Raw genomic sequence first — 13623 nt, forward strand, 5'->3', positions numbered from 1 at the left:
AGTCAAAACCTGTATTACGGAATCATATTTATCCTATGTTCCGCGCTCGCCTTTATCTTTCAACCCATTCGCGAAACGCTGCCGTATTGCTCTGACTGGTTTTAAGATGGTTTTTGTAACCTTTTAATTTTATGGCGAGCGTGTTTTTAGAATACCGTTCTATTTTTTCAATGTATGGCTTATTGACCAGTTCGCTACGGTTGATTCTGAAAAAATCCGACGGATTGAGATGTTCTTCGATTGCTTTCAACGTAGATTCCGTAAGCAGATGATGTTTGCCTGTAGTATCATAGGCAAAAATGACGCCTTCATGTGCTGCGAAAAAAATGATGTTTTCAGTATCTAAAAAATAAATTCCCTGTTGGGTATTTATGGAAAATCTTTTTTTATAGGATTTTTCAACGATGTTTTGATTGAGAAGAGTTTTAATGTTGGCCATCCAACGGTTTTCATCAGATTCTTGATTCCGAAACAGTAAAAACTTATCCCACGCCTTTTGGAAGCGATCTTTAGAAAAGGGTTTCAAGAGGTAGGCAATACCATTACTATCAAAAGCGTCCATCAAGAATTGGTCATAAGCCGTAGTGAAAATAATCGGACAGGAGACCGAAACCTGATGATAAATCTCAAACGCATTGCCATCCAATAGTTCAATGTCTGAAAAAATTAGGTCTACCTGATTATTTCTGAGAAAGTCGATAGCGCTTTTAACGGTGTCAATTTCCGCTGTAATCTGGATTGTAGCATCTAATTCCGCTATGAATCTCTTGAGTTTTTTTCGTGCGGGAATTTCGTCTTCTATAATGAGGAGTCGTATCATTTATGGGAGGGATGAATCAAGGGAATAGTGACCGAGAAAACATGGGCTGATTGATGAATCTCAATCGTCTTTTTGGTCAGTAATCTATATTGTTCTTTTAAATTGCTCAGTGCGCGTCCAGAAATTGTTTTGGTATTCTTTTTCAAATTGATAGTATTTGAAACAATGATGTTGTCGGCGACAATTACCTTGATGTGAATGGGGTGTTCTGCTGTTCCCAAATTATGTTTGACCGCATTTTCAATCAGCGATTGGAGGGTCAATGGTACGATATGACCAACACTGTTTCTATTTTCGATACTCAGTTGGTAAACGTTTCCGTACTTGTGCCGAATGAGGTTAAAATATTGCTCTGCAAAAACTAATTCTTCTTCAATACTGACGATTTCTCTATCCGATGCTTGCAACACATAGCGGTAAATTTCGGCAAATTCATTTAGAAAACCTGAAGCTTTGTCTTTGTCTTCTTCAATCAGTTGGTCTAAAACATTGAGATTGTTGAATAGAAAATGTGGGTTGAGCTGTGTTTTAAGTTGGTTGATTCGGCTTTCGGAAAGCGCTTGATGGTAGGTTGCCAATTGCTCTTGGTGCTTTTTGTTTTTCTGGTAATAATAATAGGCCAGAAAAAAACTGCCATAGATTAAAGCATCCAGCAAGTTTTTAAGGATATCAAGGGGAAGCCGTCTCCCTCCGTAATTTCTTTCCACGCCGCTATAAACAAGGGCTATTGCTAATCCTAATAGTAGCATTATCAGGATGAACGATACAATAGACGACGCGAAAATTTTCAAAAGCTCTCTGGTGCTGAAAACATCAGATTTTTGCCATCGTTTGATAAAAATTAAGATGATAGGAAACAAAATACCTACGTTAATCAAGCTGAAAATGAAAGCTTCTGGTGTAAACGTGTAGAGATCCAATTTTCCTGAAGAATTAATTCGAACATAAATGGAGTCTACATAAGCAAACAGCATAATGAACAGCAGAAAATATCGATTCGCGTATATTTGGTTAAGGTATTTTGTCATTGCAAATTTGTCGTACAATTTATAAAAATAGTCCTGCATTTCTACAGGACTATTTAATCTTTTAAAGGAGTTTTTATTTTTCTGGAAAAGAAGAAATAACAGTCCCTTTATCATCATAGAAGTCGAGTTTGGCGTTATTGTCTTTATCCACATAAAACATGGCTCTTGGACTTCCATCATCGGCCAAAATAAAAAGACCGTTACTTCCTGCACCTGTTTTACCGAGCATCATCCGTGGCACCATTTGCGACGATGTCTTACCGGTCTGATCGTTGAACACCAGATTACTGGTGACATATCTCTTATCATCTTTCATATAATCTTGGGTAATTAATTGCATCACCTGGTCGCCATCATATTGGTCGTAGGTCAAGGATAATCCGGCGCTGTGGCCATTTTCATTTTTCCGTCCGTCATAAATAAAACCGCCACATTCAATTCCGTCTTCGTTGAAAAATAGCATTCCGGAACGTTTCTTTCTACTTTCATTTGTAGGTTTACCGTTGATGAGGTCTTTTCCGTTAGGAAATCGATCGACGTTGGTAATGATCATTTTTACGGTGCCATCTTTTTCAATGATGTTAATGCGTTCCACATCAATCTCACTGAATTTTTGATTTTCGGTTGATTTAAATGCCAAACTTGTAAAGGCAAGCATCCCGATAACTGTTGCGATAGCAAATGTTCTTAAAAATGTTAATTCTCTGTTCATGATAATATTTTGTTTTGAATTTTATATGTGTAAAACTACATCAGAGCTGCTTTGAGTTCAAGAACAAAACAATGAGTACAGGAAAGAATCGGGTGAGTTAAGGAATTTTTAAGATGAGTTAAAATTTACATACTGAAAGACGAGAGCAAATATATACCACTATTTAAAAAATCACTTCTAAGTCTACGATCAGCGGCCGATGGTCAGATATTACAGGTTCTTTTAATAATTGGACGTTTTTGGTCTTAAAGGTCACATGTTCGGAATTTCTGTGGATAAGATGGTCAATTTCAGATTGATCTTCTCCTTGAAAGCTTAAATTATCATCGCCTTTTTCTACAAAAACAAAACCTTGTTCAGCAAAGTATAGCATCGTTGGCGAATCGGGGGTGCAATTAAAATCGCCCGTAATAATCGCTGCCATGTTCAAACTATCTATATGGGTCACCAATGCTTTTGCTTGATTTAATCGGTTGCTGCTTCCTTCGCTACCGCCAATCCAATCAAAATGAACATTTGCAAATATAATATTGCAATTTTCGCTTAGAGCTACTTCATGAACGATTGAAGTTCTTGGTTCATATTTTCCATCAGGCAGATGCAACACTTTGGTCGTGACCAGTGGTTTCGTAGTTAAGGTGGCCATACCGTATTCGCCATTTTGATAATCCATGAATTTGCCAAAGGTGCCTTCCATATCAGTTTCTTGAGCTAAAAACTCTGTTTGATCCATGTTATTTGAACGCGAAATGTAATGATCAACTTCCTGCAACCCACATAAATCTGGGGCTTGAGATTTTATAAGAGCTGCGGCACGAGATAAATCCAAAATGGTGTCTAATCCTTTACCATGTCGGATGTTGTAAGACATGACTTTAAGATCAATAGTTTGCTTCTCGTTATCCTTGCAGGAACTAAAAATGCCGAAACAAATAAGGATATATACGATATTTTTCATCTTTCACTTACAATTATTTGAACAATACGCTTGGGCTAAAATTATACTAAAAGACTCTCGGATGCAAGAAATCAGGTCATATTAGTCAAGCCAGTAATTTATTCAGTCATTAATAGAGTTAAGAGAAATAGTTTATAAGAGCTTCTTAAACACGGTTGGAATACACGTTATTACCAAGATTTAGGTGGACGGCCCCAGATTGGATCTGCATTGTAGTCGTTTGTAGGTTGTGAGTTTGTTTGTGTACACGTTGAAAATAAATATGAAGTGGGTGTAACACTAACTTGGGGGTTGTTCGTTCATCAAATTATTAATATTACTTTTGAAACTTCAAAACAACCTATCATCAATCTTTAGTTTATGTCCTATCAAAATATTTTCGATCTTTTCTGGAATCAAGTTAATGCAAGTATTGAGGAGGGGAGCTTTGCGAAACTGACCATGGCGAAAACCATTGGCAAGCCTAACCTGAAGAATATTTTTGTCCGGCCGCTCAATTCAGAGGATGACTTTAAGGTGTTAGTAAAATCGCACTACCGGTCTAAAGAAACAGAAGATGAGGAACAGGAACTTAGCCTAGCAGAAACCTATGCTTTTTTAAAATCACATCTCCAAACGTCTTTTACATCAGTTCTTTTATTTACCACAAAAAAAGACGTCACTTTCAAAATCAACAAAAAGGGAGCGGGACGCATTACCGAAAACAATCCGACGTTTCGTGACGTTAAGCAAGCTAAGACGGATAAAGAGTAGTGAAATATTCAAGGTTGAATTGACCACTTTATTGTTGTCTCTTATGCACTAATTTCCTGTTTTGGGAAGCCTACAGTTCAAAAAGAGTGTTTGTGAAGAAAAAAGAAAACAGATCTAAAATAAAAAAGACACCTTGGCCTACTAAAGACGCTATGGAACAGGTGTATGCCATGAAGTTATGGGGCAATAATGATTCTGAGTTCTATTCGGGAATTGGATCACATCACCCAGAGATTGTGGAGCCATATCTAAAAGTTTTGACGACGTTTTTGATATCGTTTAAAAAGCCTCTTGTGTTGTGCGATCTGGGCTGTGGCGATTTTAATGTAGGTAAGGAATTGGTGAGATACACCGAAAAATATATCGCCGTCGATATCGTAGCAGATCTAATCGCTTATAATAAAGAAAAATTCAAGGAAGAAAATTTACAATTTCGTTGTTTGGATATTGCAATGGATGATTTGCCTTCTGGAGATTGTGCGCTATTAAGGCAAGTGCTTCAGCATTTATCTAATGCAGAAATACAAAAGATTGTTCAAAAGTTAGCCGATTTTAAATATGTTATTTTAACAGAGCATCTACCGAACGGGGACTTTATACCTAACAAGGATATCATCTCAGGACAGGGGATTCGATTAAAAAAGAACAGTGGTCTGGACTTGTTGGCGCCACCGTTTGATTTTAAGGTTAAGGATGAAAAGCAATTACTATCCATACCATTAAAAGAGGGGAAAGGCGTTATAATCACGACACTTTATCAAGTTTTTTAAACTTCTGCGATGTTGCTATGCTCGCTGAATTCGAACTTCAACCAATTCATAGGTTTTTTGGAATGTTATAGAATTTTCCTTCCCTGTTTTTTATGTCCCATTGAGCTTGAGCTTTAGAAAATTATATAGAAATCCTACTTGAACCCATATCTAACAATATGCTTTCCTTCACATTTCAGTGTTAATGCCAATCAGTGTTAATGCCAATTAGATTTTATCACATAATTCACCAGCTTTCCTCGTCTTCACATAAGAGAAAAGACGCTCTTTTTTCGGTATTTGCAATTGTCTGAAAAATAAAAACACATCCCTCCAAAAAATAATTTTGCCCTCTTTCAATTCACTTGGTCTATTTCGCTGAACCTAATAAGAAAGGGACGTGGGATGAAAATTAGTGCTATGTATAACCAGAGCCAGGATCGTATAATTGGAAAAAACTTCAATTTGAATGATGACAATTTTTCAATTCTCCGATATCTAATTGTAAAGGGGAATGATTCAGCATTGTTACCAACTTTTCACTAATCTATTTTAACCAATAAAATCAAATACAATGAAAGAGCAAGAAATTTCTATGTTAATTCGCCACATTGCCGGCTCCAAAAAAGGACAGGTGGAAAAAATTTCAGTGGCAAGCACACCTGAAGTACGGATAGGTCGCGGAATGGAGAACAATGTGAGCTTTGATCCTGTTAAGGAAGATACCATCAGTCGTGATCATTGCCGAATTGTTCAAGACAGCAATAATCCTGAGCGTTTCTGGATCTTCGATTGCCAGAGCAAAAACGGGACTTTTGTAAATGATGTACCAACTACCAGTAAAACCGAGCTTTTTGCTGGTGATATTGTAAAACTTGGCAAAGAAGGCCCTTCGTTTGAATTTGATCTTGATCCACGTCCACAATCGCATATCAAAAAGACCCGTGTCATTGATGCAGTCGCGGCAAAGGAAACAAAAGTGCATACTGCTACAAATACGTCAAAGGCCACATCAGAAAAAACGCCACCGGTAAAAGAAGGCATCGGCAAGAATACCATGCAGCACATGATTCGCGAATCTGAAAAGAAAGGTAAAACCGGTCTGGTCATTACCATCATTGCGTTTTTGTTGTTGGCTGCAACGGGCGGTTATTTGTTGTATAAAAAACAGAGTGTAAAAGAAATTGTGCACGTAAGGGAGCCTAAAACGACATTCACTCCTACCGAAATAGCAAAGACAAATAATGATAAAGTCGTTTATGTGGAGTTAGCCTGGAAGCTTACAAGTACGGCATCAAGTGAAGAAATGTACCATGTTTATTATCCCATTATGAAGGATAAACAAATTATGGGACATAGAGGTGCCTATATTCAAAATCAGCAGGGACAAATTGAGCCATTATTAGTTACAAAAGGGGACTATCTCAGAGCGCTTGGGAATACTCAAGGCATAGAGTTAGACCTTATTGCGGGTAAAGGAACGGGCAGTGGTTTTGTTATAGACGAACGAGGTTTTATAGCAACCAATCGTCATGTCGCTACGAGTTGGTTTACTACCTTTCAATTTCAGCAATATGCTTTTCCCGGGGTGCTTGTGGAGCCAAATAAAAATGGCCAACTCGCACCGGCTTGGGAGAAAGAAGTCACCCAAGAAATGGTTGGTCGTTGGGTGCCTGGTAATAATGAAAAATACACCGGTGTCAATACTTATCTCGACGTAACCTTTGCCAATAATTCACAACGAACACCAGCTAAGATTGTCCGGGTCTCGCCTACGCACGACATAGCAATGATTAAAATTGATTTGCCTGAGTCGCTATCCAAAGTAGAGCTTTATGACAGCTACAATGAAATTCAGCCAGGCGATGCTGCCATTGTAATGGGGTATCCTGCGATGTCTCCGGGGCAACTTGTGCTTAAGCGTTCACAAGATTATTTTAATACCAATCCAAACATCACCAGCGTCCCGGTGCCGACCATTAGTACAGGAAACGTAGGACGGATGGTCCGTGGAAGCGAAAAAAATGATCGGATTGATGACTACCAATCTTCGTTTGGAGATTATTATCAACTTACGATCAATTCTTCTGGAGGCGGAAACAGCGGCGGACCTATGTTTGATGACAAGGGTCGTGCAGTTGGTGTGTACAGTGCCGGTACGACCGATGGAAGAGGGAATGCTATTAGTTTTGCTGTTCCAATTAAATACGTCATGGAGTTAATGGGACGTCAGCAGGTCATAAAATAGACGTTTTGCCAACTATCAGTTTTTAAATGATTACTGTCACTATTCCACCAGTTCCTAAATGTGACGCTGGTGGATGACTGTAACAAAGCAATTAACACTTATAACTATGAGGTTTTTATTTTCAAAAAGTAAGAATAAGACGGGCGATACAACAATGAGCGAACAAAGAAAGGAAGGGGGATTTTGTGAGGTTTATGCCGTTTCAGAAACAGGCCCGGTACGCGACCACAACGAAGACGCCATTGCTTTTTCTTTTCCAGAAAATAATAAGCAAAATCTTGTTGCTGTGGTTGCAGATGGTATGGGAGGGCACAATGCGGGGGAGGTGGCCAGTAAGATGGCTTGCGATCTTTTGCTTGACTACTGCTTGACCAACTGGAAACAGCACACTCCGGAAGAATTGCTTGAAAACGCATTTATAGAAGCGCACCAAAAGATCGTAGCGGCCGGAGAATCAAACACCGAGCAAAGAGGAATGGGGACCACGGCCACTTCGGTGATTATCCAGGAGGACGTTTGTTATATCGGACATATCGGTGATAGTCGTGCTTACCTGTTACGAAATGGCAGTCTAACACAATTGAGCACAGACCATACGCTGGTCAATCAAATGTTTGAAAGGGGTGAGATTACAGAAAAGCAACGGGACCATCATCCAATGAAAAATGTACTATTACAGGCATTGGGCACCACGCCAACAATACAGCCCCAGATTTCGTCTGATGGATGGATGCTAAGTGAAGGTGATCGATTATTGCTCTGTTCGGATGGGGTGTATGATGTGCTCAGCGTAGAGGATATCAAAGATTTACTTTTAATGAAACAACCTGAATTTGTATTGGAATGTCTCAGTGTGATGGCCACAGCCCGTAAGGTGTCTGATAACTTTTCCGCTTTAATGATAGATATTTCGTCGGGCGTCCAAGCGATGCCTTCGGTAACAAAAGAACAAAATATAATATAATGAGCAGACAAGGTAGCCAATATGAAATTATCCAAAAGCTTGGCGAAGGCGGCATGGGAACGGTGTATCTCGCAAAAGATACCCTGATTAACCGATTGGTCGCCATAAAACAACTTCACAGAAATACAGGATCGGAAGAAGAGAGCTTAGGGGAACGTTTTCAGGCAGAAGCACTTGCATTAGCGCGACTGAACCATCCCAATATCACTCATCTTTATTCGTTTATTCCTCAGGAGGATACGTATTGGATGATCATGGAATATGTGGAAGGAAAGACGCTCGAAGACTGGCTTTTGGTTCATAAAAAAATCACACATCAGCTCGCTGCCAGCATTGCAGTACAAATACTTGATGGTTTGCACCATGCCCATCGTAAAGGCATCATTCACCGTGATATCAAACCGGCCAATGTCATGATCAATGAAGAGGGGGAGGTAAAGGTTATGGACTTTGGTATTGCGAGAATGCGTAACGCCCAGCGTATTACCAGCCACGGTAAATCAGTAGGGACGTTAGAGTATATGGCGCCAGAACAAATTCAAGGTCAGGAGGGTGACGAGCGAACAGATGTCTATGCTGTGGGCAATATTTTGTACGAAATGCTTTGTGGCACGACACCTTTTCATAGTGATACTGATTATCGATTGATGAAGGACAAGTTGGAGAAACAGCCGGACTCCATTTTACAGGAAAACCCCACGGTTCCTAAGGCATTTGAGAAGATCATCTTTAAAGCTCTTCAGCGCAATCCGAATAAGCGATATCAGTCAGCTTTGGACTTAAAAAAAGCCATTGAGAGATGCCTAGATGGAGCGCTGCTCGATCAGTCCTCTCTCGCTAATGTGCTTAGAGCATCTCAGGTTTTTACAGAGCCGCAAAAAGGAAATGAAATCATCTCTGTCAGCAAAATTTTATCTCAGGCAAAATCGATTTCGGGAAGGTTTAAAGTACCCACTGTTAGTAAAGTGAATTGGTCGTTCGTAATTCTTGGCGCCTCAGTATTATTATCGGCAATCCTCTTGATTTGGAGTGGAGGCGCAGATACCCCCATAACAGAAGAAATACCTGAATCTCCCATCGTAGTGACATGGGAAGAGCCTATGGAGGTGCCACAACAGCATGTCGTCAATCAGCCTACAACTGGTGGTTTTAATGAAACACCAGGCGATATGTACCGCCGTATTACTGAGCAGCCGGCGGAAAAATCAAAGCCTAAAGTGCAAAAGAATGCCAACATAATCAAACCAACTATTAACGACCGATCGGATAGTAAGCCAGTAAAATCATCTGAAAAAAAGACATCTGAAGAAAGTGAGGAAAGTGGAAAAACAGATAAAAATCGGACGGTTCCACGCGAACCTGTGGCCGTTCCTGCTGGCGAAACTATTCTTGTGACGCTAAGAGAAGATCTCAGTTCGGAGGAACTCGAACGTGATGGAAAGACAATTCGTCTGACTTGTAACGAGAATGTGGTTGCTGACGGCAGGATTATCATTCGTAAAGGAGCGGCAGTCACGGGGAAGATTGTGGACGTCATACCATCGTCGCACAAGAGAAGGAAAGCCCTGATTGGCTTTGTCATTCAGCAGGTGGAAGCGGTGGACGGTAGCACGGTTAAATTGCGTTCAAAACGGTTTCAGTTGTTTTCTGAAGCTCAGGGAAAGCCCATAAGTTATCGTTCTGGAGAGACTTTTGAAGCAAAACTGCGAAGAGGCACGGTCGAATGAAGGGCTTGTTGCTTGATAGAGAGGTTTTAAAGCTACTTTTTAATTTTCTTTGGAATTTGAATACCTCGTGGGCTATAGCTTTAGTTGGTATTAAACTTGCTCAAACTCCGATTTGTTTTTTTGTGTCTTTCTTTAGGTTTTCTTGTTAGCACAAAATAGAAATCATGATATGATGCGCTGTATGAGGAGTAGCGTGGTTCGTCACGGACAATTGCAAACAGGTTCTTGCCATTGGAAAACCCATCCTGCAACGCTTTCGGGCGTTGAGGAATTTCCAAGTAGGCGAGGACAAGCCACCCGCCAGAACGATTCTTTCGGGCTGGTTGCTTATACACATCTTAGTTAGCATACGTTATAATATTATTCCAATTCCTAAATTTACTGTTGTAGGTTCTTTTTCATTTTTAAAGTCAATATATTGGCTCAAATTAGAATCGGAATCGTTATTTTTTATAGAATTTAAATATTGATTAATTCTTATAAATATAAATCCTTTTTTGTCTGATGAAAAGGAAATACTTTTCTTTAATTGAATAAATACTCCAAAACTAACTGAATTATATTTGTACTTTATATCATTGTCAAAATTTTGAGATAAGCTTGTTATAACCGGATCGGTAATTGGTGTATCTCCACCTGTATCAAAACCTGTAGAGTTAATTCGCGATTCACCTTTCTCTTTTGCAGATAGCAAAAAATTACTAAATCCACCAATACCAAATAAGTAAGAATTATTATTTCCAAAATGGAAATTTAAATTAATCGGGGTTTGAATTTGACTAACACTTCTATTTCCTTCACTTGTTACGTTTCCATTAATTTCTTTAATAGTAAACCTGTCCATATAAAAGCCTAACCCAAAGTCCAGTGAAATCTTTTCATTCATTTTATAATTTAAATTTGGTAAAATAAATGCTCCTATGTTTGTCGAGGATTTAATTTCAGGACTTCCGTCAACATTAGTGTTTGTCAATTCACTCGTTTTTGGGATTGATAATGTTGTTCCAGCAGATAGTTGAAAATCAATTTTTTTATCTTGTGAATAGATTTCCGTTAAAAAACCAATCATAAAAATTAATAGGATTCTTTTTTGCATTGTTTAATTTGAGTTTCGTGGTTGATGTATGCTAACGTTTATAAGAATAGTTGCGGGTTTGTATGCGAGGATTTTCCGGTGGAAAATCAGAGTTGGCAAACACACAATAACCTTTGTTTAGCACTAAACCGCAATTATTTTTATACGGTGTTACCCAACGTATTTTAATCTTTAACGCAACGAGCGGATAATCCATGTCTTTTTCCAGTCTGAATTCTTAATATAGCTTGATCAGTATAGGCAAGAGACCTTCTATAAGCTTCATAGTTTTCATTATACATAGTATATGTAGTTGAAGTCCAAAAATGTCCAGCAATAGACAAATTAATAAAATCTCCATCAGAATCGCGATAACCACCTCCTAAAGCTGTAAAACCACTTTCATTGGTTACTTCAGCATTTGTTCCGTACCAATGTTCAGTTCCAATTTCTTTTAGTTTATTTCCGGCCATATACTCATCTCCTAAATTATTAATTAATTCACTCCATTCGTTATCGGTCATTAAATGCCAACCGTTTGGACATGCTAATTTAGCTGCTTCCCATTGATATAGTATACCGTAAGATTTTCCTATATCCAAATTATTTCTATAAAATGACCAACCATCATAGTCATTGTTGTTTTTCCATTCTGTTATATCTGTAATTTCTTTTTCAGGTATTTGATATTTTAAATTTTCTGCAAATAAAATTTGATTTCCAATCTTTATTACTTTATAAGTTTGATTATCACGAGGGTCTGTAAAAGTTCCGTTTTTATCATCAGTCCAGACTATTGAGTTGTCTGTAATGTTATCTTTTATCTGGCAACCTAATGTTATTAATGTAGAAATTAATAATAACAATAATAATTTTAAATTAAAATTTTTCATTTTCGAATTTGTGTATTATATGATGGTAACGTCGTGTTTGTGTATGATTAGTTGCGTGTTTCAGCAACTAATTTAGTAAACAAAAACGAACGCAATAAAATTCCGAAGGAATTTTCCAAATAAGCAACGACCAAAGCAATTAATTATACACGTCTGTTGTTGGGGCCTTCCGACCACACGAATGCTTAGCTATTGGCAATAGTTATTTTACTTTCTGTTCAAATTTAAAAGACTGTTTTTCATTTGTAACTACAATTTCATAAACTCCCTTTTTCAATCCGAGATTACAATTATCTTTTTTACTTTCAACTTCTGTAATATCAATTGGAACAGCTAAATTTATATCTTCCCCTTTTTTAAAAGCTAAAACCATAATTGGAAAATCAATTTGAATATCAGTTAGTGGAATTGAAACGTTTTTATTTCCATTTTCGAATAACCAATTAGGTCTATTATCAATATATTTTGTATTTGGATGAAGAACAGCTATATCAGACCAAGCCTTTCCACGTTGATAGCTTAATGGTTTATTATCTTTGTCAATAATTACTGACGATTCTTTAATATCTAAGGCTTTCAATAGAGGATGATTGTATTCAGGTTTACTTTTTTCACTATAAACTACTTGATTAATTGTCAAAGGATTTATGTTTGTATATTCAGTTAATCTTCCAGCCATTGCTTTTTCCCAAGAGCTATGATTTCCCTCTAAGGCGTGGTCATAACCGCAATGGATTAAGAATTTTTCATTTGGTTTGGAATTGATTACATTCTCAATATTTTTTGCTTGTTCAATCTCTCTTGGTTTCCCACTTCCTTTCTCCATATTTTCATAAGCAAATAGTTCATATCCAATTTCAAGAGCATCTCTAACTAAATTGCCAAATTGAGGGTCTTTGATATACAAACCCGTTTGTTGAATTGGGTATTTTCTTTGATTAAGAGCTGAAATTAAACTATCATTATTTTTTAATGCCTCAAGTCCTAAATTTTTATACCCATTTTCAAATAGCTTTTGAAGAAGTGATTTTGTAAATACGCGATGAAACGAATTGTGGTGAGCTTCATTGATAATTATTACTTGATTCTCCTTTGCTTTTTCTATAATATACTCACTGGCTTTAATTTTTGAATACTTCTGATTAATAGAATCTATTTGGGATTTTGAAAAGTTTTTTTCTCTTGCTCCCATTGCCAAATCCCATTGAATTAAAGCATTTTTATAATCTCCTTTTAAAGCATGGTTAGAAGCTGAAATTTGATACTTCCAAGGAACAGTATCTTTTTCAACATCATTCGCTATTTCAGATGAAAATTTATATTTTGGTTCAAAATCAATTTTTTCAATCACTTTTTTTTCTTCTTTACAAGAGGTGAATAAAATGATGATTGCAAATATGTAATATGTGTATTTCATAATTATTGCCAACAATTGTATAACGAACATTATGCTCATTATACAGCCAATTTAAGATATATTGAATTAATCCTTTATGTTTTCTCAAAAATTATGTGGAGTTTTATTAAAGTGGCAGTGAACGCAAGTTTCTAAATTTCTTTTGTTTGGAAAGTACTGTCAATTAGCTTTTTGTTTTTGCAAAAGGAACATGGACTTCCGTGATATGGTTACCTGTGATTGGCGCAGTTAACATATACTTCGCTCAGTGCCAACAGCGGCGTGTAAGAAGGGATGACA

Annotated in this window: 12 protein-coding genes; 5 read left to right on the plus strand and 7 right to left on the minus strand. The window is 37.5% G+C overall.

The window, feature by feature from the left end; genetic code table 11:
- Positions 1–52: 52 nt before the first annotated feature.
- The 4 genes from J4051_RS08690 to J4051_RS08705 all read right to left on the minus strand — a co-directional run bounded on the left by J4051_RS08690 (position 53) and on the right by J4051_RS08705 (position 3518).
- Positions 53–820, minus strand: a complete 768-nt coding sequence (locus J4051_RS08690; protein ID WP_208233486.1) for a LytR/AlgR family response regulator transcription factor — start codon at positions 818–820, stop codon at positions 53–55.
- On the minus strand, positions 817–1965 hold the full coding sequence (locus J4051_RS08695) for a sensor histidine kinase (protein ID WP_208233487.1): 1149 nt from the start codon (positions 1963–1965) through the stop codon (positions 817–819). The genes J4051_RS08690 and J4051_RS08695 overlap by 4 nt, the downstream gene beginning before the upstream one ends.
- A complete protein-coding gene (locus J4051_RS08700; protein ID WP_208233488.1) occupies positions 1922–2560 on the minus strand; it encodes a hypothetical protein in 639 nt (212 codons plus the stop codon). Before J4051_RS08700 ends, J4051_RS08695 begins: the two co-directional genes overlap by 44 nt.
- Before the next feature lie 163 nt (positions 2561–2723).
- A complete protein-coding gene (locus J4051_RS08705; protein WP_208233489.1) occupies positions 2724–3518 on the minus strand; it encodes an endonuclease/exonuclease/phosphatase family protein in 795 nt (264 codons plus the stop codon).
- Between the two features lie 360 nt (positions 3519–3878).
- Here J4051_RS08705 and J4051_RS08710 point away from each other — a divergent pair, with 360 nt between their 5' ends.
- The 5 genes from J4051_RS08710 (at position 3879) to J4051_RS08730 (ending at position 9959) form a co-directional block, all read left to right on the plus strand.
- Entirely contained in the window at positions 3879–4271 is a 393-nt protein-coding gene (locus tag J4051_RS08710; RefSeq protein WP_208233490.1) for a hypothetical protein, read from the plus strand.
- Positions 4272–4363: 92 nt separating this feature from the next.
- Positions 4364–5041, plus strand: coding sequence for a class I SAM-dependent methyltransferase (locus tag J4051_RS08715; RefSeq protein WP_208233491.1), 678 nt, complete (start codon positions 4364–4366; stop codon positions 5039–5041).
- Between the two features lie 553 nt (positions 5042–5594).
- On the plus strand, positions 5595–7268 hold the full coding sequence (locus tag J4051_RS08720; protein WP_208233492.1) for a trypsin-like peptidase domain-containing protein: 1674 nt from the start codon (positions 5595–5597) through the stop codon (positions 7266–7268).
- 154 nt (positions 7269–7422) lie between these two features.
- Positions 7423–8232, plus strand: a complete 810-nt coding sequence (locus tag J4051_RS08725) for a PP2C family protein-serine/threonine phosphatase (protein ID WP_208233493.1) — start codon at positions 7423–7425, stop codon at positions 8230–8232.
- Positions 8232–9959: a serine/threonine protein kinase gene (locus J4051_RS08730; RefSeq protein ID WP_208233494.1), complete on the plus strand. Its 1728-nt coding sequence runs from the start codon at positions 8232–8234 to the stop codon at positions 9957–9959. Before J4051_RS08725 ends, J4051_RS08730 begins: the two co-directional genes overlap by 1 nt.
- Positions 9960–10311: 352 nt before the next feature.
- On the opposite strand, the gene J4051_RS08735 is transcribed toward J4051_RS08730, so the two are convergent.
- The 3 genes from J4051_RS08735 to J4051_RS08745 all read right to left on the minus strand — a co-directional run bounded on the left by J4051_RS08735 (position 10312) and on the right by J4051_RS08745 (position 13344).
- A complete protein-coding gene (locus tag J4051_RS08735; protein WP_208233495.1) occupies positions 10312–11055 on the minus strand; it encodes an outer membrane beta-barrel protein in 744 nt (247 codons plus the stop codon).
- A gap of 164 nt (positions 11056–11219) precedes the next feature.
- The gene (locus tag J4051_RS08740) at positions 11220–11927 is read right to left on the minus strand and encodes an FISUMP domain-containing protein (RefSeq protein WP_208233496.1); all 708 of its coding nucleotides are present in this window, start codon (positions 11925–11927) and stop codon (positions 11220–11222) included.
- A gap of 202 nt (positions 11928–12129) precedes the next feature.
- Positions 12130–13344 (minus strand): hypothetical protein, encoded by a 1215-nt coding sequence (locus J4051_RS08745; protein ID WP_208233497.1) that lies wholly within the window; start codon positions 13342–13344, stop codon positions 12130–12132.
- Between the last annotated feature and the right edge of the window lie 279 nt (positions 13345–13623).

This window comes from Gelidibacter pelagius, from assembly GCF_017581925.1.
Classification (GTDB): Bacteria; Bacteroidota; Bacteroidia; order Flavobacteriales; family Flavobacteriaceae; genus Gelidibacter; species Gelidibacter pelagius.

Coding starts and splice junctions, on each gene's coding strand:
- J4051_RS08690 (WP_208233486.1), bottom strand. CDS start 820: ATGATACGACTCCTCATTATAGAAGACGAAATTCCCGCACGAAAAAAA.
- J4051_RS08725 (WP_208233493.1), top strand. CDS start 7,423: ATGAGCGAACAAAGAAAGGAAGGGGGATTTTGTGAGGTTTATGCCGTT.
- J4051_RS08710 (WP_208233490.1), top strand. CDS start 3,879: ATGTCCTATCAAAATATTTTCGATCTTTTCTGGAATCAAGTTAATGCA.
- J4051_RS08735 (WP_208233495.1), bottom strand. CDS start 11,055: ATGCAAAAAAGAATCCTATTAATTTTTATGATTGGTTTTTTAACGGAA.
- J4051_RS08745 (WP_208233497.1), bottom strand. CDS start 13,344: ATGAAATACACATATTACATATTTGCAATCATCATTTTATTCACCTCT.
- J4051_RS08700 (WP_208233488.1), bottom strand. CDS start 2,560: ATGAACAGAGAATTAACATTTTTAAGAACATTTGCTATCGCAACAGTT.
- J4051_RS08740 (WP_208233496.1), bottom strand. CDS start 11,927: ATGAAAAATTTTAATTTAAAATTATTATTGTTATTATTAATTTCTACA.
- J4051_RS08695 (WP_208233487.1), bottom strand. CDS start 1,965: ATGATGATAAAGGGACTGTTATTTCTTCTTTTCCAGAAAAATAAAAAC.
- J4051_RS08730 (WP_208233494.1), top strand. CDS start 8,232: ATGAGCAGACAAGGTAGCCAATATGAAATTATCCAAAAGCTTGGCGAA.
- J4051_RS08705 (WP_208233489.1), bottom strand. CDS start 3,518: ATGAAAAATATCGTATATATCCTTATTTGTTTCGGCATTTTTAGTTCC.
- J4051_RS08720 (WP_208233492.1), top strand. CDS start 5,595: ATGAAAGAGCAAGAAATTTCTATGTTAATTCGCCACATTGCCGGCTCC.